A 19,103-nucleotide genomic window follows, 5' to 3' on the forward strand; every position below is an offset into this window, starting at 1 on the left:
CCCCTCCTTAACCGCGCAATTCTTCGACAGATTTGCCGCGAAGTTTCGCGACCTCTTCAATGCGTTTCAGACGGGAAAGTCCCTCCAAAGTTGCATTGACCATGTTCATGGAATTCGAAGAACCCAGTGATTTTGTCAAAATGTCGCCAACGCCTGCCAATTCCAATACCGCACGAACTGGACCGCCAGCGATAACGCCAGTACCCTCTGATGCTGGTTTCAGCAACACGCGTCCTGCGCCGAAGTGTCCAGTAACGAGATGGGGAATCGAAGTTCCTACGATTGGGATGTGAATCAGGTTTTTCTTGGCGTCTTCAATGCCTTTACGGATGGCATCCGGAACTTCGCCGGCTTTACCGATACCAGCACCGACGTAGCCGTTGCCGTCGCCCACAACAACAAGTGCACTAAAGCTGAAACGGCGTCCGCCTTTTACAACTTTTGCAACACGGTTAATGTGTACAACTCTTTCTGTCAGTTCTAAACTGTTCGGATCTACACGCAAGTCGTTAACCTCCTTTTAAGAATTATTCTAGAATTCAAGACCAGCTTCACGAGCTGCATCAGCCAATGCTTGAATCCGTCCATGGTACAAGTAACCTCCGCGGTCGAATACGACCACTGCATAGCCTTTTTCTTTGGCACGCTCAGCGACCAATTGGCCAACTTTCGCTGCAGCTTCAACGCTGCCGCCATTACCGATATTAGCGCTCAGATCTTTATCAAGTGTAGAAGCGGATACGATAGTAACCCCTTTAACATCATCGATCAGTTGAGCGTAGATGTGTTTCGAAGAACGGAATACGTTCAAACGTGGACGCTCAGTAGTTCCCTGGATCTTCTTACGAACACGCAGGTGTCTTTTGAGACGAGCCTTGTTTTTATCTTCTTTTGTAATCATGACTTCCCTTTCACTCCCTTCAGTTTGCCGTAAACAGCTTCACTTTAAGATGCACGGGGTATCTTACAATTAAGTTTAAACTGGTTATTTCTTCTTACCAGCTTTACCTTCTTTGCGGATGATACGCTCGCCTTCATATTTGATACCTTTACCTTTGTACGGTTCTGGTTCACGAACGGAACGGATTTTAGCAGCGTATGCGCCAACGCGTTCTTTATCGATACCTTTAACGATGATCTTCGTGTTCGCAGGAACTTCGAACTCGATACCAGCTTCCGGTGTAATTTCAACCGGGTGGGAATAACCAACGTTCAGAACGATTTTATCTCCGGATTTGCTTGCACGATATCCGACCCCAACCAGTTCCAGAGATTTCGAGAAACCTTCAGTCACACCTGCTACCATGTTGTTGACAACGGAGCGGGTTGTGCCGTGAAGTGAACGATGCAATTTGTTATCCGACGGGCGAACAACGGTAATTTCGTTATTTTCAACTGTAACCTTCATGTCTTTATGAAGCTCACGAGTCAAAGAACCTTTTGGACCTTTTACTGTAATAACGGCGTTGTCCAAAGTGACATCTACACCGCTAGGTACTGCGATTGGTTTGCGACCAATACGAGACATGTGTTGCACCTCCTTATCTTGTGACGTTTATTACCAAATGTAGCAGACAACTTCTCCGCCAGATTTTGATTGACGAGCTTCTTTGTCGGTCATAACTCCCTTAGATGTGGAGATAATCGCGATTCCTAGACCACCGAGTACACGAGGCACTTCATTGCTCTTCGTGTATACGCGAAGGCCTGGTTTACTGATTCTTTTCAAACCAGAAATAACACGCTCTTGGTTAGGGCCGTATTTCAAGAAGATACGGATAATCCCTTGTTTGCTATCTTCAACGAATTCCGCATCGCGGATGAAACCTTCACGCTTCAAAATGTCAGCGATTTGTTTCTTCATAGTAGAAGCAGGCATTTCTACCGTCTCGTGACGCACAATGTTAGCGTTACGAATACGAGTAAGCATATCTGCAATAGGATCAGACATAGTCATGTGTGTAAACCTCCTTCCCGTTTATAAACTTCTTACCAACTTGCTTTTTTCACGCCAGGGATCTGGCCTTTATAAGCTAATTCACGGAAACAAATTCTGCAAATTTTGAACTTTTGCAGTACCGAATGTGGACGACCACAACGTTCGCAACGTGTATATGCACGTACTTTAAACTTAGGCGTACGTTGTTGTTTAACTTTCATCGAAGTTTTTGCCACTTAGCCTGACACCTCCTAAACATTTTCGGAGAAAATGGATTAACCGACTTTATTTTGCGAAAGGCATTCCCAGCTGACCCAGCAGCTCGCGGGATTCCTCGTCCGTCTTAGCAGTCGTTACAATAACGATGTCCATACCGCGGACTTTATCCACTTTGTCATATTCGATCTCGGGGAAGATCAATTGTTCTTTAAGACCAAGTGTGTAGTTACCACGGCCATCAAAGGCTTTAGTGGAAACACCACGGAAGTCACGTACACGTGGAAGTGTTACGTTGAACAATTTGTCCAAAAAGTAATACATACGCTCTCCGCGCAGTGTTACTTTAACCCCAATCGGCATATTTTCGCGTAGTTTGAAACCAGCGATGGATTTTTTAGCTTTAGTGATTACTGGTTTTTGACCAGCGATCAACTGCATGTCATTAACTGCAGCATCAAGTACTTTGGAGTTTTGAACAGCGTCACCCACACCCATGTTGATGACAACCTTCTCGATCTTAGGCACTTGCATAACAGTTGTATAGTTAAACTTCTGCATCAAAGCAGGTGTAATTTCGTTAAGAAAACGTTCTTTCATTCTTGCTGCCATGAAGATTTAACCTCCTTTCTTAAGGGCTAGATTAGTCGATAATCTCTCCGGATCTTTTAGCAATCCGAACTTTTTTACCATTGTCCAAAACTTTGTAACCGATACGGGTTACTTTGCCGGTCTTCGGATCGATGTGCATTACGTTGGACACATGAATCGAAGCTTCCTGCTCAATAATTCCACCCTGTGGATTCAGCTGGTTCGGCTTTTGGTGTTTTTTCACCATATTGACGCCTTCTACCAGAACGCGGTTTTCACGAGGATAAGCAGCGATGACACGGCCTTTTTTGCCTTTGTCTTTACCACTAATCACAAGCACCACGTCATCTTTCTTCACGTGCAGTTTATTGTTATGGGATTCCAGAACTTTTTTCACTCTAGGCATTTATTACACCTCCTATAACTAACCTTCAACTTATTGGTGCCGTGTTTATTAGATAACTTCCGGTGCCAAGGAAACGATCTTCATGTAGTCTTTATCGCGAAGTTCGCGAGCAACTGGTCCAAAGATACGTGTTCCACGAGGGCTTCTGTCGTCTTTAACAACAACAGCTGCATTTTCGTCGAATGCGATGTAAGATCCATCTTTACGACGAACGGAACGTTTCGTACGAACAACTACCGCTCTAACAACATCACCTTTTTTGACAACGCCGCCTGGTGTTGCTTGTTTAACGGAACAAACGATCAAATCACCGATTGCTGCTGTACGGCGTCCAGTACCACCCAGTACGCGGATACACATCAGTTCCTTCGCACCAGAGTTGTCAGCCACATGCAAACGTGTAAATGGTTGAATCATTATAATTTCCTCCTTCCGGAAAAACTCTCTTGATTATCTTAGATGATAACCGCTGCTTCTACCACTTCAACTAGTCTCCAACGTTTGTCCTTAGACAACGGACGAGTTTCCATGAGTTTTACGGTATCGCCAATCTTTGCAACATTTCCCTCATCATGTGCTTTGAATTTCTTCGTAGACTTGATGCGTTTGTGGTACAAATTGTGTTTTTTATAGGTTTCAACAGCAACTACGATGGTTTTATCCATTTTATCACTGACCACTTTACCGATTAGCACTTTACGTGCATTACGTTCTTCACTCATTAGTTAGCCTCCTTCCTGAATACGGATCTGCGATCCGTCTCACTTAACTAATCCCAAGCACTCTTTGATGGATCACGGTTTTAGCACGAGCTATTTCCTTACGCACGTCACGAATCCGAGTTGGGTTGTCCAATTGGCCAGTTGCCAATTGAAAACGGAGATTAAAAAGTTCCTCTTTGAATCCAGCGATCTTTTGTTCAATCTCAGCAGTGGTTAAGTTGCGAAGTTCATTAGCTTTCATTTGCTTCACCACCCAATTCTTCACGTTTCACAAACTTAGTCTTTACAGGCAGCTTGTGAGCGGCAAGACGCATCGCTTCACGAGCGATTTCTTCCGACACGCCTCCGAGTTCGAACATAATCTTGCCCGGTTTAACTACGGCTACCCATTTCTCAACGTTACCTTTACCACTACCCATACGAACCTCGAGAGGCTTTTGAGTAATAGGTTTATCTGGGAAAATCTTGATCCAAACTTGACCGCCACGTTTGATATAACGTGTCATCGCGATACGAGCAGCTTCGATCTGACGGTTAGTGATCCAAGACGGTTCAAGTGCAACCAGGCCGAATTCGCCGAAGTTCAATTCAGTACCGCCTTTTGCCATACCCTTCATGTGTCCGCGTTGTTGCTTGCGGTGTTTTACGCGTTTTGGTACCAACATGATTAGTTGCCTCCTTCCTGAGCAGCTTGTTTCTTAGCTGGGGGAAGAACTTCTCCACGGTAGATCCATACTTTTACGCCGATAAGACCGTAAGTTGTATGTGCTTCAGCCGTTCCGTAATCGATATCGGCACGAAGCGTATGAAGTGGAACTGTTCCTTCGCTATAACCTTCTGAACGAGCAATCTCAGCTCCGCCAAGACGTCCGCCCACTTGAGTTTTAATCCCTTTTGCGCCAGAACGCATAGTTCTTTGAATCGCTTGTTTGAGGGCACGACGGAACGATACACGACGTTCCAATTGTTGAGCAATGCTCTCAGCTACAAGAATTGCATCCAATTCAGGGTGCTTGATTTCATTGATGTTGATGTGTACTTTTTTGCCACCAGCGATTGCTGTAACTGCGCTGCGAAGTACTTCTACTTCTGCTCCGCCTTTACCAATAACCATACCTGGTTTAGCTGTATGAATTGTAACGTTCACGCGGCTAGCCGCTCTTTCGATCTCGATATGGGAAACAGCGGAATCCTTCAATTTGCCTTTAAGGTATTCCCGGATTTTGACGTCTTCCATCAGAAGAGTACCGAAATCTTTTCCTGCATACCATTTAGATTCCCAATCGCGAATAATACCGATTCGGAGTCCGATTGGATTTACCTTTTGACCCACGTGTTATCCCTCCTTATTTCTCAGATACCACCAGTGTAATGTGGCTCGTGCGTTTATTGATCCGACTTGCGCGGCCCATGGCGCGCGGACGGAAACGTTTCATAGTAGGTCCTTGGTTAACGAAAACCTCGCTAACGAACAAACTGTTCACGTCCAAAGAATAGTTATGCTCAGCATTCGCAATTGCCGAATTAAGCAACTTTTCAACGACCGGAGAAGCGGATTTCGGAGTGTGGCGAAGAATAGCAATTGCTTCCCCCACTTGCTTACCGCGAATCAAGTCAACAACCAGTTTCGCTTTACGAGCGGAAATTCGCACCGATCTTGCATGTGCTTTTGCTTCCATTGTTTAACCTCCTTTCAAACAGAGACCTTATTATTATCTTCTTGTTTTCTTATCGTCACCCGCGTGGCCTTTGTAAGTACGTGTTGGCGCGAACTCGCCCAACTTGTGACCTACCATATCTTCTGTTACGTATACAGGCACGTGTTTACGGCCGTCATATACACCAAACGTATGTCCGATAAACTGAGGGAAAATGGTTGAGCGACGGGACCAAGTTTTAACTACAACCTTTTTTTCAGCCTCGTTCAGTTCCTCAACTTTTTTAAGCAGGTAGCCATCGATAAACGGCCCCTTCTTTAAACTGCGACCCATGTGTGAATCCTCCCTTCATCCGGTTCTTCAAACCGCGAATCGACGCTTCGCGCTTTATTAACTTGCCAGAAGCGTCTTATTTAGTGCGGCGGCGAACGATATATTTATCAGATGCCTTGTTTTTCTTACGCGTTTTGTAACCAAGGGTTGGTTTGCCCCATGGAGACATTGGCGATTTACGTCCGATTGGAGCGCGACCTTCACCACCACCGTGTGGGTGATCGTTAGGGTTCATTACTACCCCGCGAACTTCAGGACGACGGCCGAGCCAGCGACTACGTCCAGCTTTACCGATTTTGATCAATTCGTGATCTTCGTTACCTACGGAACCGATAGTTGCACGGCATACGCTAAGGATCTTACGAACCTCACCGGATGACAAACGAACGGAACAGTATTTTTCTTCTTTACCAAGCAATTGAGCTTCTGTACCAGCTGCACGAACCAATTGTCCGCCTTTACCTGGTTTCAACTCAATGTTGTGGATAACTGTACCTACTGGAATGTTCTCCAGTGGAAGACTGTTACCAATTTTGATGTCGGCCGCAGGACCGGACTCTACTTTATCCCCAACTCTTAGACCTTTAGGAGCGATGATATAACGTTTCTCTCCATCAGCATAGTGGATCAAAGCAATATTAGATGTGCGGTTCGGGTCATACTCGATTGTAGCAACGCTACCTGGTATGCCGTCTTTAGTCCGCTTGAAGTCGATAATACGGTATTTACGTTTATGTCCGCCGCCATGGTGACGAACCGTAATTTTACCTTGGTTGTTGCGTCCCGCATGTTTGAACAGCGGAGAAAGCAACGATTTCTCTGGCTGGTTTGTTGTAATTTCTTCAAACGTAGACACGGACATAGCGCGTCTTGCCGGAGAGGTCGGTTTGTACTTTTTGATTGGCACTGTAGTTCCCTCCTTACTTCAACAGAGTATTATTCTACCGCTTCAAAAAATTCAAGCGGTTTGCTGTCCGGGCTAAGCTTAACGATGGCTTTTTTCCACTCTGGAGTGTAACCAGAATATTTACCATAACGTTTCAGTTTGCCAGGTACGCGCATTGTGTTCACATTTGTTACTTTTACTTTGAAAATAGCCTCGACAGCTTTTTTGATTTCGGTTTTGTTAGCACGGATATCCACTTCAAAAGCGTATTTCATTTCGCTCATGTAGTCGGAAGTACGTTCCGTAATCACCGGACGTTTGATAATATCACGAGGATCTTTCATTACGCGAACACCTCCTCTACCTTCAGAACTGCTTCTTTAGTGATGATCAGTTTGTCGTACGTCAGTACGTCAAGAACATTAATGCCGTCAGCCGCTACGAATTTCACCCCAGGGATGTTACGAGCGGAAAGTGCTACGTTATCATCATAGCTAGTAGCTACGATCAACGCTTTACGATCTACTTTCAGATTGTTCAAGATTGCTGCGAATTCTTTCGTTTTCGGAGCATTCATTGTCAAGCTATCCAATACGATAATGTCATTCTCGAGTACTTTCGAGGACAAAGCGGATTTGATCGCCAAACGACGAACCTTCTTAGGCAGTTTCCAGGAATAGCTACGTGGTGTTGGTCCGAAGACAACGCCGCCGCCTTTCCATTGTGGAGAACGAATGGAGCCTTGACGAGCGCGACCTGTACCTTTTTGTTTCCAAGGTTTACGTCCACCGCCACGAACTTCAGAACGTCCTTTTACTTTGTGTGTACCACGACGTAGGGAAGCTCTTTGCATAAGCGCAGCTTCATGTAGAACGTGCTCATTCGGTTCAATACCGAATACTGTATCGCTCAATTCCACTTCACCAACTTCGTTGCCACTAATATTAAAAAGTGTTACTTTTGGCATTTCATGTTCCTCCTTTCTTCAATAATTATTTCTTAACGGTTTGTTTAACTTTCACGAAGCTGTTTTTAGGACCTGGGATAGCGCCTTTAACCAGCAATACGTTACGTTCAACATCAACCTTGATAATTTCAAGCTTTTGAACCGTAATAGTCGTGTGACCCATATGTCCTGGAAGGCGTTTGCCCTTAGGAACACGGTTAGCTTGGATAGAACCCATGGAACCCGGTCTTCTGTGGTAACGCGATCCGTGTGCCATTGGTCCGCGGCTTTGTCCCCAACGTTTGATGTTACCTTGGAAACCTTTACCTTTAGATGTACCAGTTACGTCAACAAATTCGCCCTCAGCAAAGATATCAGCCTTCAGCTCTTGTCCAACCTCGAGAGACCCGAGATCAACACCGCGAATTTCACGAACGTAGCGCTTAGGTGTTGCATTTGCCTTTTTGGCGTGACCCTGTTCAGGCTTATTGGAGCGTTTTTCTTTTTTATCAGAAAAGCCCAATTGCACTGCTTCATATCCGTCGATATTCAGGTCTTTCTTTTGCAGTACTACACAAGGTCCTGCTTCGATAACAGTAACAGGAATTACGTTACCTTCTGGAGTAAACACTTGAGTCATACCGAGTTTTTTTCCTAAGATACCTTTCAATGTTGACACCTCTTTTCTTTTCCTAAGTTACTTAAAATAGAATTACAATTTGATTTCGATATCTACACCGGACGGTAGATCCAAGCGCATCAAGGCATCCACAGTTTGTGGTGTTGGGTTCACAATATCGATCAAACGTTTGTGAGTCCGTTGTTCAAACTGTTCACGGGAATCCTTGTACTTGTGTACCGCACGGAGAATAGTAATGATTTGCTTCTCAGTTGGTAACGGAATCGGCCCGGACACACCTGCACCCGAACGTTTTGCTGTTTCAACAATCTTCTCAGCGGATTGATCAAGAATTCTGTGGTCGTATGCTTTCAAGCGAATACGAATTTTTTGCTTTGCCATTTTAGTCCCTCCTTCTATCGCCCAATTTGGTATCGGACATACTCCGTGAAAATTTTCTGACCTCGTCCCCATGGCAAAGGGGCCGGGTGTGTCAGTAACCTCTCACATCATCGCAACGTCTCAGAACAACATTTATTATTATATATAATAGGCAGCAGTATTGCAAGCAAAAATAGAAAAACAACGCATATTTTTTTCATGCGCTGTTCTTCTACTATATATATGTTAAAGATTCTCTGTCGCAGACTTAAAAATCTCTGCGGAGGAAGCAGTCTGAGCCGTTGCAGTTCCGATCCCCTCAATGGTTTGGATTAAGGTTCTTATTTCTTCTTCCACTATTACAATCTCCTGTGTACTGCTACGCATAGCGTCTACAATATCAGAGAACAAAAGACTAGTCTCGACCGATTGGTGTTTCCCATTCTTAGTTAAGTCCTGCACCTTACGAATCTCTTCTACAACCTGCTGAGTGAGGAGTCCTGATTTATTTGTTAGCTCTACGATCTGAATCACAGTATTCTTAGTATCCTCCGCAAGCCGGCTAACTTCTTGAGCAACCACACTAAACCCTCTACCATGCTCACCAGCTCTTGCGGCTTCAATCGTTGCATTAAGTGAGAGGATTTTAGTCTGATCAGCAATTTCCCTTACTGAGTTCACGATTTTTTGAATTTGTTTAGAGGAATCGCTTAACTCAATGATCGAGTCTTCCATCTCACTGGTGGTCTGATATATGAGATTAATTTGCTCAGTCAAATCGTCCAAGTGTTCATGCCCATCTGCAGCTAATCCCTGTGACTCCAGAGCGGATGAAGCCGTACGTTGGAATGTTCTACTTACTTCATTGCTGCTTGCCACTAGCTGCTTCACAGCAGCATTAGTATCGATGCTATAATCTATCAGTTCAACGCTAAACTCTGAAATTTTTTGTTTCAATTCATTTTTTACTAATAAATATTGCTCCTCCTTCTCTCTTATATTCTCCTTCTCATATTCTTCTAGCACCAATTGCTGCTCAAGATTAAGCAGTTTAGTCACCGTCTGAACCACTCGAAGGCGTATATTGTCATCGTTTGTTTCATTATATATAACGCGTATAAATACGTTCTGAAGATTCTGAAAAGCAGATAAGTACCATTTAGGCTCAAGCCCTACTCTTTTATGAATATTAGCGATCATTAGACGCTTTGCTATGTACTCATCGTCAACCTTTCCATTAAAAATCTCTAGGATATGACCACGTAGAGTAGTTTTTAACCTATCTATACTGCTATGTTCCAAAATAATAGCTTCGAGTTTATTTACACCTAATACAGAATTGTAAAATTGATCAATGATATAGTCTATATTCTGCTCAACAACAGGTTTCACCCTGCGTAGTAAGTTCAGATCTGCTTCAGTTAGATCAATCATCCTCATCTGCTCGTTAAGTTCGCCATGTCCTTCCAGTTTATGAAAAGACTCCGCAACAGAATGATTCTGATCCTTGAAGTCTAAGGAACGAGAGGCAGGAGAATCCACATTATTATTACGTGCAGTTAACGCATGCATGAAGGAAAAAGGACATTTCCCCATATTAACACCCTCCCACAACTCCTATTATTTTACATTATTATACCTCCTTCATTTTACTCTAAGATTAGTATAATTGTAAACAATTGATTGTTGTAATTTGACGAATTATGTAGAAAAAGATCATAATAGTATGCTTTGATTATCAATCTTTGTCGAATAATAAATCCTTTTCAGAGAAAAAAAAAAAAAAAAGCCCCTGATTCTCCGCAAGAAGAATCAGGGGTGTTTGTAATTCGGAATCTACCCGCAGATAGAAGTCGAATTATTATTTTTGGATAGAAGCTACGCTACCAGCACCAACTGTACGGCCACCTTCGCGAATGGAGAATTTAGTACCTTCTTCAATAGCGATTGGGGAGATCAGTTGTACGGTTACGGAGATGTTATCACCAGGCATAACCATTTCAGTACCTTCTGGCAAGTTGATGATACCAGTTACGTCAGTTGTACGGAAGTAGAACTGTGGACGGTATCCAGTGAAGAAAGGCTTATGACGGCCACCTTCTTCTTTTGTCAGAACGTAAATTTGAGCAGTGAACTCAGTGTGTGGTTTAACGGAGTTCGGCTTAGCCAATACTTGGCCACGCTCGATCATGTTACGGTCAACACCACGAAGCAATGCTCCGATGTTGTCCCCAGCTTGAGCGGAATCCAGCAATTTACGGAACATTTCTACGCCCGTAACTACGGATTTCTTAGTATCTTCGTGAATACCAACGATTTCGATTTCTTCTCCGACTTTAACTGTTCCGCGTTCTACGCGACCAGTTGCCACAGTACCGCGGCCAGTGATGGAGAATACGTCTTCGACAGGCATCAAGAAAGGCTTGTCAGTTTGACGCTCAGGAAGTGGAATGTACTCATCGATTGTTTCAAACATTTCGATGATTTTTTTAGCGTAATCGCCATCTGGGTTTTGCAGAGCTTCACGAGCAGAACCACGGATGATTGGAGTATCGTCGCCTGGGAAGTCATACTCGCTAAGCAAGTCGCGAACTTCCATTTCAACCAATTCCAACAACTCTTCGTCTTCAACCATGTCGCATTTGTTCAAGAAGACAACGATGTAAGGAACGCCTACTTGACGGGACAACAGGATGTGCTCGCGAGTTTGTGGCATTGGGCCATCAGCTGCGGATACAACCAGGATAGCTCCGTCCATTTGCGCTGCGCCAGTGATCATGTTTTTAACATAGTCGGCGTGACCAGGGCAGTCTACGTGAGCGTAGTGACGGTTAGGAGTTTCATATTCAACGTGGGAAGTGGAGATTGTGATACCACGTTCGCGCTCTTCAGGAGCTTTGTCGATTTGATCGAATGCGATAGCTGCGCCACCGTAAGTTTTGGACAATACAGTAGTGATTGCAGCAGTCAGAGTCGTTTTACCATGGTCGACGTGACCAATAGTACCGATGTTAACGTGCGGTTTGTTACGTTCAAACTTTGCCTTTGCCATTTGAACAGTTCCTCCTTAATGTGGGGTTCCTTATATTTGAGCCGCCCGCATACGTGTAATCTTAGATGACTGAGTGTTTATACCCGGGACGGCAAGTTAAAACTGGTAATTATTCAGCGCCTTTGTTCTTTGCAGCGATCTCTTCCGCAATGGATTTAGGAACTTCTTCATAGTGAGAAAGCTCCATTGAGAATACGCCACGTCCTTGTGTACCAGAACGAAGTGTTGTAGAGTATCCGAACATTTCGGAAAGAGGCACCTTAGCACGGATAATTTGCGCTCCACCACGGGAATCCATACCTTCGATACGGCCACGGCGGGAGTTCAGCATACCCATTACATCACCCATATATTCCTCAGGAACAGTTACTTCTACTTTCATGATTGGCTCAAGCAGGACAGGCTTACACTTGTCTTTAGCTGCTTTGAGTGCCATCGAACCGGCAATTTTAAATGCCATTTCGTTGGAATCGACATCATGATAAGAACCATCTACGATGGTAGCTTTAACGTCTACTAGCGGGAAGCCAGCAAGTACGCCGTTTTTCATTTGTTCTTCAATACCCGCAAGTGCAGGAGCGATGTACTCTCTAGGAACCGAGCCACCCACAACTTTACTTTCGAATTTGCTACCAGTACCTGGTTCGAGGGGTTCAAATTCAACCCATACGTGACCGTATTGACCACGACCACCAGATTGGCGTACAAATTTACCTTCGACGCGAGCAGGTGCCTTGAACGTTTCGCGGTAAGCAACCTGTGGTTTACCCACATTGGTTTCTACTTTGAACTCACGACGCATACGGTCGATGATGATGTCCAAGTGAAGTTCACCCATACCAGCCAGGATTGTTTGGCCTGTTTCTTCATCAGTGTGAGCACGAAGAGTTGGATCCTCTTCAGTCAACTTTCCGAGAGCAACACCCATTTTATCTTGGTCAGCTTTAGTTTTTGGTTCAACAGCGATCTCGATAACTGGATCAGGGAAGTTCATTGATTCCAGAATTACTGGATTCTTCTCATCACACAGTGTATCACCTGTACTGGTATCTTTCAAACCAACAGCAGCTGCGATGTCGCCAGAATACACGATGGAAATTTCTTGACGGCTGTTCGCATGCATTTGAAGGATACGACCAATACGTTCACGCTTGTTCTTAGTTGCATTAACTACGTATGATCCGGACTCAAGTACGCCTGAGTAAACACGGAAGAACGTAAGTTTACCAACATAAGGGTCTGTCATGATTTTAAATGCCAAAGCTGCAAACGGCTCTTCATCCGAAGAGTGACGAACAGCTTCTGTACCGTCATCAAGATGTCCAGTAATAGCTGGAACGTCAAGAGGAGAAGGCAAGTAATCAACAACAGCATCCAGCATAAGCTGAATCCCTTTGTTTCGGTAGGAAGATCCAGCAATTACAGGGAACAATTTAACTTCAACTACGCCTTTGCGAATTGCAGCTTTAATTTCCGGAATTGTAATTTCTTCGCCTTCCAAATACTTCATAGTCAGATCCTCATCAAGTTCAGCAACTTTCTCGATCAACTCGAGACGCAGCTCCTCAACTTTGGCCAAATATTCTTCCGGAATATCCGTTACTTCGATGTTTTGGCCCAGATCATCCCTGAACATGTGTGCTTTTTGCTCAACTAGGTCGATAATACCAGTGAAATCACTTTCTGCACCAATTGGCAATTGAATAGCAACTGCATTGGCTTGAAGGCGATCACGCATAGTTTCGATTACGTTAAGGAAATCCGCACCGATAATGTCCATTTTGTTTACATATGCAATCCGGGGAACGTTATAACGGTCAGCCTGTCTCCATACGGTTTCAGACTGAGGCTCAACGCCCTCTTTTGCACTAAATACACCAACTGCCCCATCCAATACACGCAGGGAACGTTCAACTTCAACAGTGAAGTCAACGTGTCCTGGGGTATCAATGATATTGATGCGGTGACCTTTCCACGCAGCAGTCGTAGCAGCGGACGTAATCGTGATTCCGCGCTCTTGTTCTTGCTCCATCCAGTCCATTGTAGCAGCACCCTCGTGAACTTCACCGATTTTGTGCGTACGGCCTGTATAGAAAAGAATCCGCTCTGTGGTAGTTGTTTTACCAGCATCAATATGCGCCATGATCCCGATGTTACGTGTATTTTTTAAGGAGAACTCTCTAGCCATGAAATGGATCTCCCTTCAAAATATAAGTTATTTGAATGACCTTTATCCTACCAACGGTAGTGAGCGAACGCTTTGTTTGCTTCAGCCATTTTGTGTGTATCTTCACGTTTCTTAACAGAAGCGCCTGTGTTGTTGGAAGCGTCGATGATCTCAGCCGCCAAACGCTCTTCCATAGTCTTCTCACCGCGGTTGCGAGAGTAGTTTACGAGCCAACGTAATCCCAGAGCAGTACGTCTCTCCGGTTTAACCTCGATAGGTACTTGATAGTTAGCACCACCGACACGACGAGCTTTGACTTCCAAAACCGGCATGATATTCTTGATGGCAGCTTCGAAAACTTCCATCGGATCTTTACCCGTACGTTCTTCAATCAATTTGAATGAATTGTACAGAATGCTTTGAGCGACACCTCTTTTACCACCCAGCATAATGCGGTTAATCAAACGAGTAACCAACTTGCTATTATACAACGGATCTGGCAATACGTCTCTCTTTGTAACTGGACCTTTGCGTGGCATGGATATCCCCCTTTCTTAAATGTTTATTATTCAGATATTGTTATCTTACTTCTTAGCTTTAGGACGTTTTGCACCGTATTTAGAACGAGCTTGCATCCGGTTAGCTACACCTGCTGTATCCAAAGCACCACGAACGATATGGTAACGAACCCCTGCAAGGTCCTTTACTTTACCTCCGCGAAGTAATACAACACTGTGCTCTTGTAAGTTATGTCCGATACCCGGGATATAAGCTGTTACCTCGAGACGGTTCGTCAAACGAACACGGGCATATTTACGAAGCGCTGAGTTTGGTTTACGTGGAGTCATTGTGCCTACACGAGTGCACACACCGCGTTTTTGCGGAGCGCTCAAATTTGTAGCCTCACGCTTGAGGGCGTTATACCCTTTTTGAAGAGCGGGAGATTTAGATTTTTCGATTTTGGCTTGACGGCCTTTACGAACCAATTGGTTAATTGTTGGCATGTTGTTGCCACCCCCTTCCTGAAATGATAGTCGATTTAAGAACTCTAAGCCCACAGACCCAGGCGGTTCATAAAAAGACAAATGAAAAGTTCTTGCTGCTGGTGTTCACCCCAGTACAAAAACATTTCTGTAGCTATTGTTTTAAGACGGCTGCCATCGCAGCGCCAACTTCTATTCCGCAGGCCTTGCCCAAATTCAGCATCGTATCCACATATGTGATCTTAACACCTTGTTTGTTACAAAGCAAAACTATCCTGGAAGTAAGCCTTTGATCTCCGTCCTCTGCCACATAGACTTCTGCGGCTAGGCCCAACTCTACCGCCTTGACGGTTTGTTTGGTACCGATCTTGACCTGAGCATCCTGTAGTCCTCTATCATCAGTCATTCTCTTTACCTCCAATGAACAAGGATAACATGGCTACTCACGCACCTTAGACATTTTAGCATTATCAATAGATGGTGTCAAGAAATTCAGCAACAATTTTTATAGAAATTATACACAGCAGAACACTCATGCCACACCTATGAGTAGGTATGACATGAGCACACTACCATGATTGCTAATTTATTCAGCAGGAACCGTCTCTAATGATTCAAGTTCGCTTTCTGCATTTGGATCACTTAGCTTAACGTTACGGTAACGGTTCATCCCAGTACCTGCAGGAATCAACTTACCGATAATAACATTTTCTTTAAGTCCAAGCAACTTATCTACTTTACCTTTGATAGCAGCGTCTGTTAGGACACGAGTAGTTTCTTGGAATGATGCAGCTGACAAGAAGGAATCAGTTTCAAGAGACGCCTTGGTAATACCGAGCAAGACTGGTTTAGCAACAGCAGGCTCTTTACCAGACAAGATAGCTTCCTTGTTAGCACCTTCGTACTCATGAATATCCGCAAATGCACCTGGCAACAGACTTGTGTCACCTGCGTCAATGATACGGATCTTCCGAAGCATTTGCTTGATCATAACTTCAATGTGCTTATCATTGATCTCAACGCCTTGGTTACGGTATACACGCTGTACTTCTTGCAGAATGTAGTTTTGTACCCCACGGATCCCTTTGATACGCAGCATTTCTTTAGGGTCAATCGAACCGTCTGTCAGCTCATCGCCGGCTTCGATTTCTTGGCCTTCGCTAACACGTAGACGTGAACCATAAGTTATGGAATAAGTCTTGGATTCTGCTTCACCTTGAACCTCGATTTCGCGACGGTCTTTGGTTTCACGGATTTCCTTGATTACGCCATCGATCTCACTGATTGTAGCTTGACCTTTAGGGTTACGAGCTTCAAACAACTCCTGAATACGCGGCAAACCTTGAGTGATGTCATCACCGGCAACACCGCCGGTATGGAACGTACGCATTGTAAGCTGGGTTCCTGGTTCACCGATAGATTGTGCCGCAATAATACCAACTGCTTCACCAATCTCAACGTGTTTACCAGTTGCCAAGTTACGTCCGTAACATTTCTTACAAACACCATGACGGGCACGGCAGCTCAGTACAGAACGAATTTGCAGCTTAGTTACACCTGCGTTTACAATTGCCTCCGCTTTATCGGAGTCAATCAAATCATTGCGGTGAACAATGATTTCGCCTGTTTCTGGGTGACGAACAGTTTCGAAGCAGTAACGACCTTCAATACGGTCATACAGATCCTCGATAACCTCTTTACCATCCTGAATACGACTAACTGTGAAGCCTTTATCGGTTCCACAATCTTCTTCACGGACAATAACGTCCTGGGCAACGTCAACAAGACGACGTGTCAGATACCCTGAGTCAGCGGTACGAAGTGCGGTATCGGCAAGACCTTTACGCGCTCCGTGAGTGGAGATAAAGTACTCCAAGACGGTAAGACCTTCACGGAAGTTCGCCTTGATTGGCAATTCGAAAATCCGACCTGAAGGTGTTGCCATCAGACCACGCATACCACCCAGCTGAGTGATCTGCGATTTGTTACCACGCGCTTTAGAGTCAACCATGAGCATGATAGAGTTGAAACGGTCCATCGACTTAAGCAGGATGTTCGTAAGATCATCCTTAGTCTTCGACCAGATCTCAATAACACGGTCATACCGTTCGTCATTGGTGATCAAACCACGGCGATATTGGTTAGCAACCACATCAACCTTAGCTTCAGACTCTTTCAGGATGGTAACCTTTTCCTCAGGAACAATAACGTCCGACACGGCAACTGTAACACCAGAACGTGTGGAGTAAGTGAATCCGAGCTGTTTAATTTTATCCAAAATCATAGAAGTTTTGGTTGTGTGATAAGTTTCAAAACAACGAGCGATTATCAGACCCAGATATTCTTTACCTACAGCACTGGCTTCTGGAGCAGATTCAATCAGCTCGCGAATGTTCGCGCCTTTTTCGTAGATAAAGTATTTCTCTGGTGTGCCGTGCAGCAAGTTGGTTTTGGTTGCTTCGTTGATATAAGGGAAACTACTTGGGTAGATTTCATTAAAGATGATCTTACCGATCGTAGTAATCAACATTGCATTTTGTTGTTCTTCCGTAAAGCATGTTTTGCCAAGTGCTTTAGCCGGAATAGCAACACGAGCATGAAGTCCTGCAGTTCCGCGTTGGTAAGCTGATACAGCTTCGTTAACGGTACGCAGAATCATACCACTACCCTTTTCTTCCTTGTTATCCATGGTCAAGTAGAAAGTACCAAGGACCATATCCTGGGAAGGTGTTACAACTGGCTTACCGTCTTTAGGGTTCAAGATATTACCAGATGCAAGCATGAGAATGCGTGCTTCCGCTTGAGCTTCCGCAGACAGAGGAACGTGCACCGCCATTTGGTCACCGTCAAAGTCGGCATTGTACGCCGTACATACGAGTGGGTGAAGACGAATAGCATGACCTTCCACCAAAATCGGTTCAAATGCTTGAATACCGAGACGGTGAAGTGTTGGTGCGCGGTTTAGAAGCACTGGGTGTTCTCTAATTACTTCTTCGAGTACATCCCAAACTTCAGGACTTACGCGTTCAACTTTACGTTTCGCGCTCTTTATGTTGTGGGCAAGGCCCTTATTAACCAATTCTTTCATAACAAAAGGCTTGAACAATTCTAGCGCCATTTTCTTAGGAAGTCCGCACTGATACATCTTGAGGTACGGTCCTACAACGATAACGGAACGTCCAGAGTAGTCAACCCGTTTACCGAGCAAGTTCTGGCGGAAACGTCCTTGTTTACCTTTCAGCATATGGCTGAGCGATTTAAGTGGACGGTTACCAGGACCGGTTACCGGACGTCCCCGACGGCCGTTATCGATGAGAGCATCGACAGCTTCCTGGAGCATCCGTTTTTCGTTCTGCACGATAATGTCAGGAGCACCGAGATCAAGCAGTCTTTTCAGACGGTTGTTCCGGTTAATAACACGGCGATAGAGATCATTCAAATCGGACGTAGCAAAACGGCCACCATCCAACTGAACCATCGGACGAAGCTCCGGAGGAATAACCGGAAGAACATCCATGATCATCCAATCAGGCTTGTTGCCGGAGTTACGGAATGCTTCAATGACTTCCAGACGTTTGATCGCCCGGTTACGACGTTGGCCTTGGGCCGTACGCAGTTCTTCTTTGAGGAATTCCAGCTCTTTATCGATGTCGATATCTTGAAGAAGCTTTTTAACAGCTTCAGCACCCATGCCGGCTTGGAACCCGTAACCGTATTTTTCACGGTAGCTACGATATTCTTTCTCGGACAGAAGTTGTTTCTTTTCCAGTGGAGTTTCACCTGGATCCGTTACAACATAAGATGCGAAATAGATAATTTCTTCAAGTGATCTTGGAGACATATCTAGTGCAAGCCCCATGCGGCTTGGGATACCTTTGAAATACCAGATATGAGATACCGGAGCAGCCAATTCAATGTGACCCATACGTTCACGACGAACTTTAGCACGGGTAACCTCAACGCCACAACGGTCGCAGACTACGCCCTTATAACGGACACGTTTGTATTTACCGCAATGACATTCCCAGTCTTTTTGTGGTCCAAAGATACGCTCACAGAAAAGACCCTCTTTTTCCGGTTTCAATGTACGATAGTTAATGGTTTCCGGTTTCTTAACTTCTCCGCGGGACCATGAACGAATCTTCTCCGGAGAAGCGAGTCCGATTTTCATAAATTCAAAATTGTTAACGTCCAACAAGGAGCA

General features: G+C 44.6%; 26 protein-coding genes. All 26 read right to left on the reverse strand.

Features of this window, described 5'->3' with window-relative positions:
- Window positions 1-7 precede the first annotated feature (7 nt).
- Window positions 8-505 carry a 30S ribosomal protein S5 gene (rpsE, locus tag NYE35_RS28180; protein WP_036652980.1) on the reverse strand — a complete coding sequence of 166 codons (498 nt, stop codon included), beginning with the start codon at window positions 503-505 and terminating at the stop codon, window positions 8-10.
- Window positions 506-532: 27 nt separating this feature from the next.
- The gene (rplR, locus tag NYE35_RS28185) at window positions 533-901 is read right to left on the reverse strand and encodes a 50S ribosomal protein L18 (RefSeq protein ID WP_036680564.1); all 369 of its coding nucleotides are present in this window, start codon (window positions 899-901) and stop codon (window positions 533-535) included.
- 84 nt (window positions 902-985) lie between these two features.
- Entirely contained in the window at window positions 986-1,528 is a 543-nt protein-coding gene (rplF, locus tag NYE35_RS28190; RefSeq protein ID WP_036680562.1) for a 50S ribosomal protein L6, read from the reverse strand.
- Window positions 1,529-1,558: 30 nt separating this feature from the next.
- Window positions 1,559-1,957 carry a 30S ribosomal protein S8 gene (gene rpsH, locus NYE35_RS28195; protein ID WP_036680560.1) on the reverse strand — a complete coding sequence of 133 codons (399 nt, stop codon included), beginning with the start codon at window positions 1,955-1,957 and terminating at the stop codon, window positions 1,559-1,561.
- A 32-nt stretch (window positions 1,958-1,989) separates the two neighbouring features.
- Window positions 1,990-2,175, reverse strand: a complete 186-nt coding sequence (locus NYE35_RS28200; protein WP_013312154.1) for a type Z 30S ribosomal protein S14 — start codon at window positions 2,173-2,175, stop codon at window positions 1,990-1,992.
- Between the two features lie 49 nt (window positions 2,176-2,224).
- On the reverse strand, window positions 2,225-2,767 hold the full coding sequence (rplE, locus tag NYE35_RS28205) for a 50S ribosomal protein L5 (RefSeq protein WP_036680558.1): 543 nt from the start codon (window positions 2,765-2,767) through the stop codon (window positions 2,225-2,227).
- A gap of 31 nt (window positions 2,768-2,798) precedes the next feature.
- Window positions 2,799-3,152 carry a 50S ribosomal protein L24 gene (gene rplX, locus NYE35_RS28210; protein WP_076099615.1) on the reverse strand — a complete coding sequence of 118 codons (354 nt, stop codon included), beginning with the start codon at window positions 3,150-3,152 and terminating at the stop codon, window positions 2,799-2,801.
- A 48-nt stretch (window positions 3,153-3,200) separates the two neighbouring features.
- On the reverse strand, window positions 3,201-3,569 hold the full coding sequence (gene rplN / locus NYE35_RS28215) for a 50S ribosomal protein L14 (protein WP_036680556.1): 369 nt from the start codon (window positions 3,567-3,569) through the stop codon (window positions 3,201-3,203).
- 38 nt (window positions 3,570-3,607) lie between these two features.
- On the reverse strand, window positions 3,608-3,874 hold the full coding sequence (gene rpsQ / locus NYE35_RS28220) for a 30S ribosomal protein S17 (RefSeq protein ID WP_036680554.1): 267 nt from the start codon (window positions 3,872-3,874) through the stop codon (window positions 3,608-3,610).
- Between the two features lie 43 nt (window positions 3,875-3,917).
- Complete coding sequence (gene rpmC, locus NYE35_RS28225) at window positions 3,918-4,115, reverse strand: 50S ribosomal protein L29 (RefSeq protein WP_019908232.1); 198 nt, start codon at window positions 4,113-4,115, stop codon at window positions 3,918-3,920.
- Window positions 4,105-4,539 carry a 50S ribosomal protein L16 gene (rplP, locus tag NYE35_RS28230; RefSeq protein ID WP_036680552.1) on the reverse strand — a complete coding sequence of 145 codons (435 nt, stop codon included), beginning with the start codon at window positions 4,537-4,539 and terminating at the stop codon, window positions 4,105-4,107. The genes rpmC and rplP overlap by 11 nt, the downstream gene beginning before the upstream one ends.
- Window positions 4,540-4,541: 2 nt before the next feature.
- Window positions 4,542-5,207, reverse strand: a complete 666-nt coding sequence (gene rpsC, locus NYE35_RS28235) for a 30S ribosomal protein S3 (RefSeq protein WP_038573452.1) — start codon at window positions 5,205-5,207, stop codon at window positions 4,542-4,544.
- A gap of 13 nt (window positions 5,208-5,220) precedes the next feature.
- A complete protein-coding gene (gene rplV, locus NYE35_RS28240) occupies window positions 5,221-5,553 on the reverse strand; it encodes a 50S ribosomal protein L22 (RefSeq protein WP_036680546.1) in 333 nt (110 codons plus the stop codon).
- Between the two features lie 33 nt (window positions 5,554-5,586).
- On the reverse strand, window positions 5,587-5,865 hold the full coding sequence (gene rpsS, locus NYE35_RS28245) for a 30S ribosomal protein S19 (protein WP_036652940.1): 279 nt from the start codon (window positions 5,863-5,865) through the stop codon (window positions 5,587-5,589).
- Between the two features lie 76 nt (window positions 5,866-5,941).
- On the reverse strand, window positions 5,942-6,772 hold the full coding sequence (gene rplB / locus NYE35_RS28250; RefSeq protein WP_036680541.1) for a 50S ribosomal protein L2: 831 nt from the start codon (window positions 6,770-6,772) through the stop codon (window positions 5,942-5,944).
- Window positions 6,773-6,801: 29 nt separating this feature from the next.
- Window positions 6,802-7,095, reverse strand: coding sequence for a 50S ribosomal protein L23 (rplW, locus tag NYE35_RS28255; RefSeq protein ID WP_036680537.1), 294 nt, complete (start codon window positions 7,093-7,095; stop codon window positions 6,802-6,804).
- On the reverse strand, window positions 7,095-7,718 hold the full coding sequence (gene rplD, locus NYE35_RS28260) for a 50S ribosomal protein L4 (RefSeq protein ID WP_036680536.1): 624 nt from the start codon (window positions 7,716-7,718) through the stop codon (window positions 7,095-7,097). Before rplD ends, rplW begins: the two co-directional genes overlap by 1 nt.
- A 25-nt stretch (window positions 7,719-7,743) precedes the next feature.
- Window positions 7,744-8,367 carry a 50S ribosomal protein L3 gene (gene rplC, locus NYE35_RS28265; protein ID WP_036680532.1) on the reverse strand — a complete coding sequence of 208 codons (624 nt, stop codon included), beginning with the start codon at window positions 8,365-8,367 and terminating at the stop codon, window positions 7,744-7,746.
- A gap of 42 nt (window positions 8,368-8,409) precedes the next feature.
- Window positions 8,410-8,718: a 30S ribosomal protein S10 gene (gene rpsJ, locus NYE35_RS28270; protein ID WP_017692074.1), complete on the reverse strand. Its 309-nt coding sequence runs from the start codon at window positions 8,716-8,718 to the stop codon at window positions 8,410-8,412.
- Window positions 8,719-8,943: 225 nt separating this feature from the next.
- Complete coding sequence (locus NYE35_RS28275; protein ID WP_076273159.1) at window positions 8,944-10,293, reverse strand: globin-coupled sensor protein; 1,350 nt, start codon at window positions 10,291-10,293, stop codon at window positions 8,944-8,946.
- 265 nt (window positions 10,294-10,558) lie between these two features.
- On the reverse strand, window positions 10,559-11,749 hold the full coding sequence (gene tuf, locus NYE35_RS28280) for an elongation factor Tu (protein ID WP_036680523.1): 1,191 nt from the start codon (window positions 11,747-11,749) through the stop codon (window positions 10,559-10,561).
- A 109-nt stretch (window positions 11,750-11,858) separates the two neighbouring features.
- A complete protein-coding gene (gene fusA / locus NYE35_RS28285) occupies window positions 11,859-13,937 on the reverse strand; it encodes an elongation factor G (RefSeq protein WP_036680521.1) in 2,079 nt (692 codons plus the stop codon).
- A 47-nt stretch (window positions 13,938-13,984) separates the two neighbouring features.
- Window positions 13,985-14,455 (reverse strand): 30S ribosomal protein S7, encoded by a 471-nt coding sequence (gene rpsG / locus NYE35_RS28290; protein ID WP_036680520.1) that lies wholly within the window; start codon window positions 14,453-14,455, stop codon window positions 13,985-13,987.
- Window positions 14,456-14,500: 45 nt separating this feature from the next.
- Window positions 14,501-14,920, reverse strand: a complete 420-nt coding sequence (gene rpsL, locus NYE35_RS28295; protein WP_036680518.1) for a 30S ribosomal protein S12 — start codon at window positions 14,918-14,920, stop codon at window positions 14,501-14,503.
- Between the two features lie 133 nt (window positions 14,921-15,053).
- A complete protein-coding gene (locus NYE35_RS28300; RefSeq protein ID WP_038573459.1) occupies window positions 15,054-15,305 on the reverse strand; it encodes a ribosomal L7Ae/L30e/S12e/Gadd45 family protein in 252 nt (83 codons plus the stop codon).
- Between the two features lie 180 nt (window positions 15,306-15,485).
- Entirely contained in the window at window positions 15,486-19,097 is a 3,612-nt protein-coding gene (gene rpoC, locus NYE35_RS28305; RefSeq protein ID WP_036680514.1) for a DNA-directed RNA polymerase subunit beta', read from the reverse strand.
- Between the last annotated feature and the right edge of the window lie 6 nt (window positions 19,098-19,103).

This window comes from Paenibacillus sp. FSL L8-0494 (genome assembly GCF_038003695.1).
Lineage (GTDB): Bacteria > Bacillota > Bacilli > Paenibacillales > Paenibacillaceae > Paenibacillus_AQ > Paenibacillus_AQ odorifer.

Excerpts from the sequence above, each read along its gene's own strand:
- rplR (WP_036680564.1), bottom strand. The coding sequence starts at position 901 with ATGATTACAAAAGAAGATAAAAACAAGGCTCGTCTCAAAAGACACCTG.
- rplF (WP_036680562.1), bottom strand. The coding sequence starts at position 1,528 with ATGTCTCGTATTGGTCGCAAACCAATCGCAGTACCTAGCGGTGTAGAT.
- rpsH (WP_036680560.1), bottom strand. The coding sequence starts at position 1,957 with ATGACTATGTCTGATCCTATTGCAGATATGCTTACTCGTATTCGTAAC.
- rplE (WP_036680558.1), bottom strand. The coding sequence starts at position 2,767 with ATGGCAGCAAGAATGAAAGAACGTTTTCTTAACGAAATTACACCTGCT.
- rplX (WP_076099615.1), bottom strand. The coding sequence starts at position 3,152 with ATGCCTAGAGTGAAAAAAGTTCTGGAATCCCATAACAATAAACTGCAC.
- rplN (WP_036680556.1), bottom strand. The coding sequence starts at position 3,569 with ATGATTCAACCATTTACACGTTTGCATGTGGCTGACAACTCTGGTGCG.
- rpsQ (WP_036680554.1), bottom strand. The coding sequence starts at position 3,874 with ATGAGTGAAGAACGTAATGCACGTAAAGTGCTAATCGGTAAAGTGGTC.
- rpmC (WP_019908232.1), bottom strand. The coding sequence starts at position 4,115 with ATGAAAGCTAATGAACTTCGCAACTTAACCACTGCTGAGATTGAACAA.
- rplP (WP_036680552.1), bottom strand. The coding sequence starts at position 4,539 with ATGTTGGTACCAAAACGCGTAAAACACCGCAAGCAACAACGCGGACAC.
- rplV (WP_036680546.1), bottom strand. The coding sequence starts at position 5,553 with ATGGAAGCAAAAGCACATGCAAGATCGGTGCGAATTTCCGCTCGTAAA.
- rpsS (WP_036652940.1), bottom strand. The coding sequence starts at position 5,865 with ATGGGTCGCAGTTTAAAGAAGGGGCCGTTTATCGATGGCTACCTGCTT.
- rplW (WP_036680537.1), bottom strand. The coding sequence starts at position 7,095 with ATGAAAGATCCTCGTGATATTATCAAACGTCCGGTGATTACGGAACGT.
- rplD (WP_036680536.1), bottom strand. The coding sequence starts at position 7,718 with ATGCCAAAAGTAACACTTTTTAATATTAGTGGCAACGAAGTTGGTGAA.
- rpsJ (WP_017692074.1), bottom strand. The coding sequence starts at position 8,718 with ATGGCAAAGCAAAAAATTCGTATTCGCTTGAAAGCATACGACCACAGA.
- NYE35_RS28275 (WP_076273159.1), bottom strand. The coding sequence starts at position 10,293 with ATGGGGAAATGTCCTTTTTCCTTCATGCATGCGTTAACTGCACGTAAT.
- tuf (WP_036680523.1), bottom strand. The coding sequence starts at position 11,749 with ATGGCAAAGGCAAAGTTTGAACGTAACAAACCGCACGTTAACATCGGT.
- fusA (WP_036680521.1), bottom strand. The coding sequence starts at position 13,937 with ATGGCTAGAGAGTTCTCCTTAAAAAATACACGTAACATCGGGATCATG.
- rpsG (WP_036680520.1), bottom strand. The coding sequence starts at position 14,455 with ATGCCACGCAAAGGTCCAGTTACAAAGAGAGACGTATTGCCAGATCCG.
- rpsL (WP_036680518.1), bottom strand. The coding sequence starts at position 14,920 with ATGCCAACAATTAACCAATTGGTTCGTAAAGGCCGTCAAGCCAAAATC.
- NYE35_RS28300 (WP_038573459.1), bottom strand. The coding sequence starts at position 15,305 with ATGACTGATGATAGAGGACTACAGGATGCTCAGGTCAAGATCGGTACC.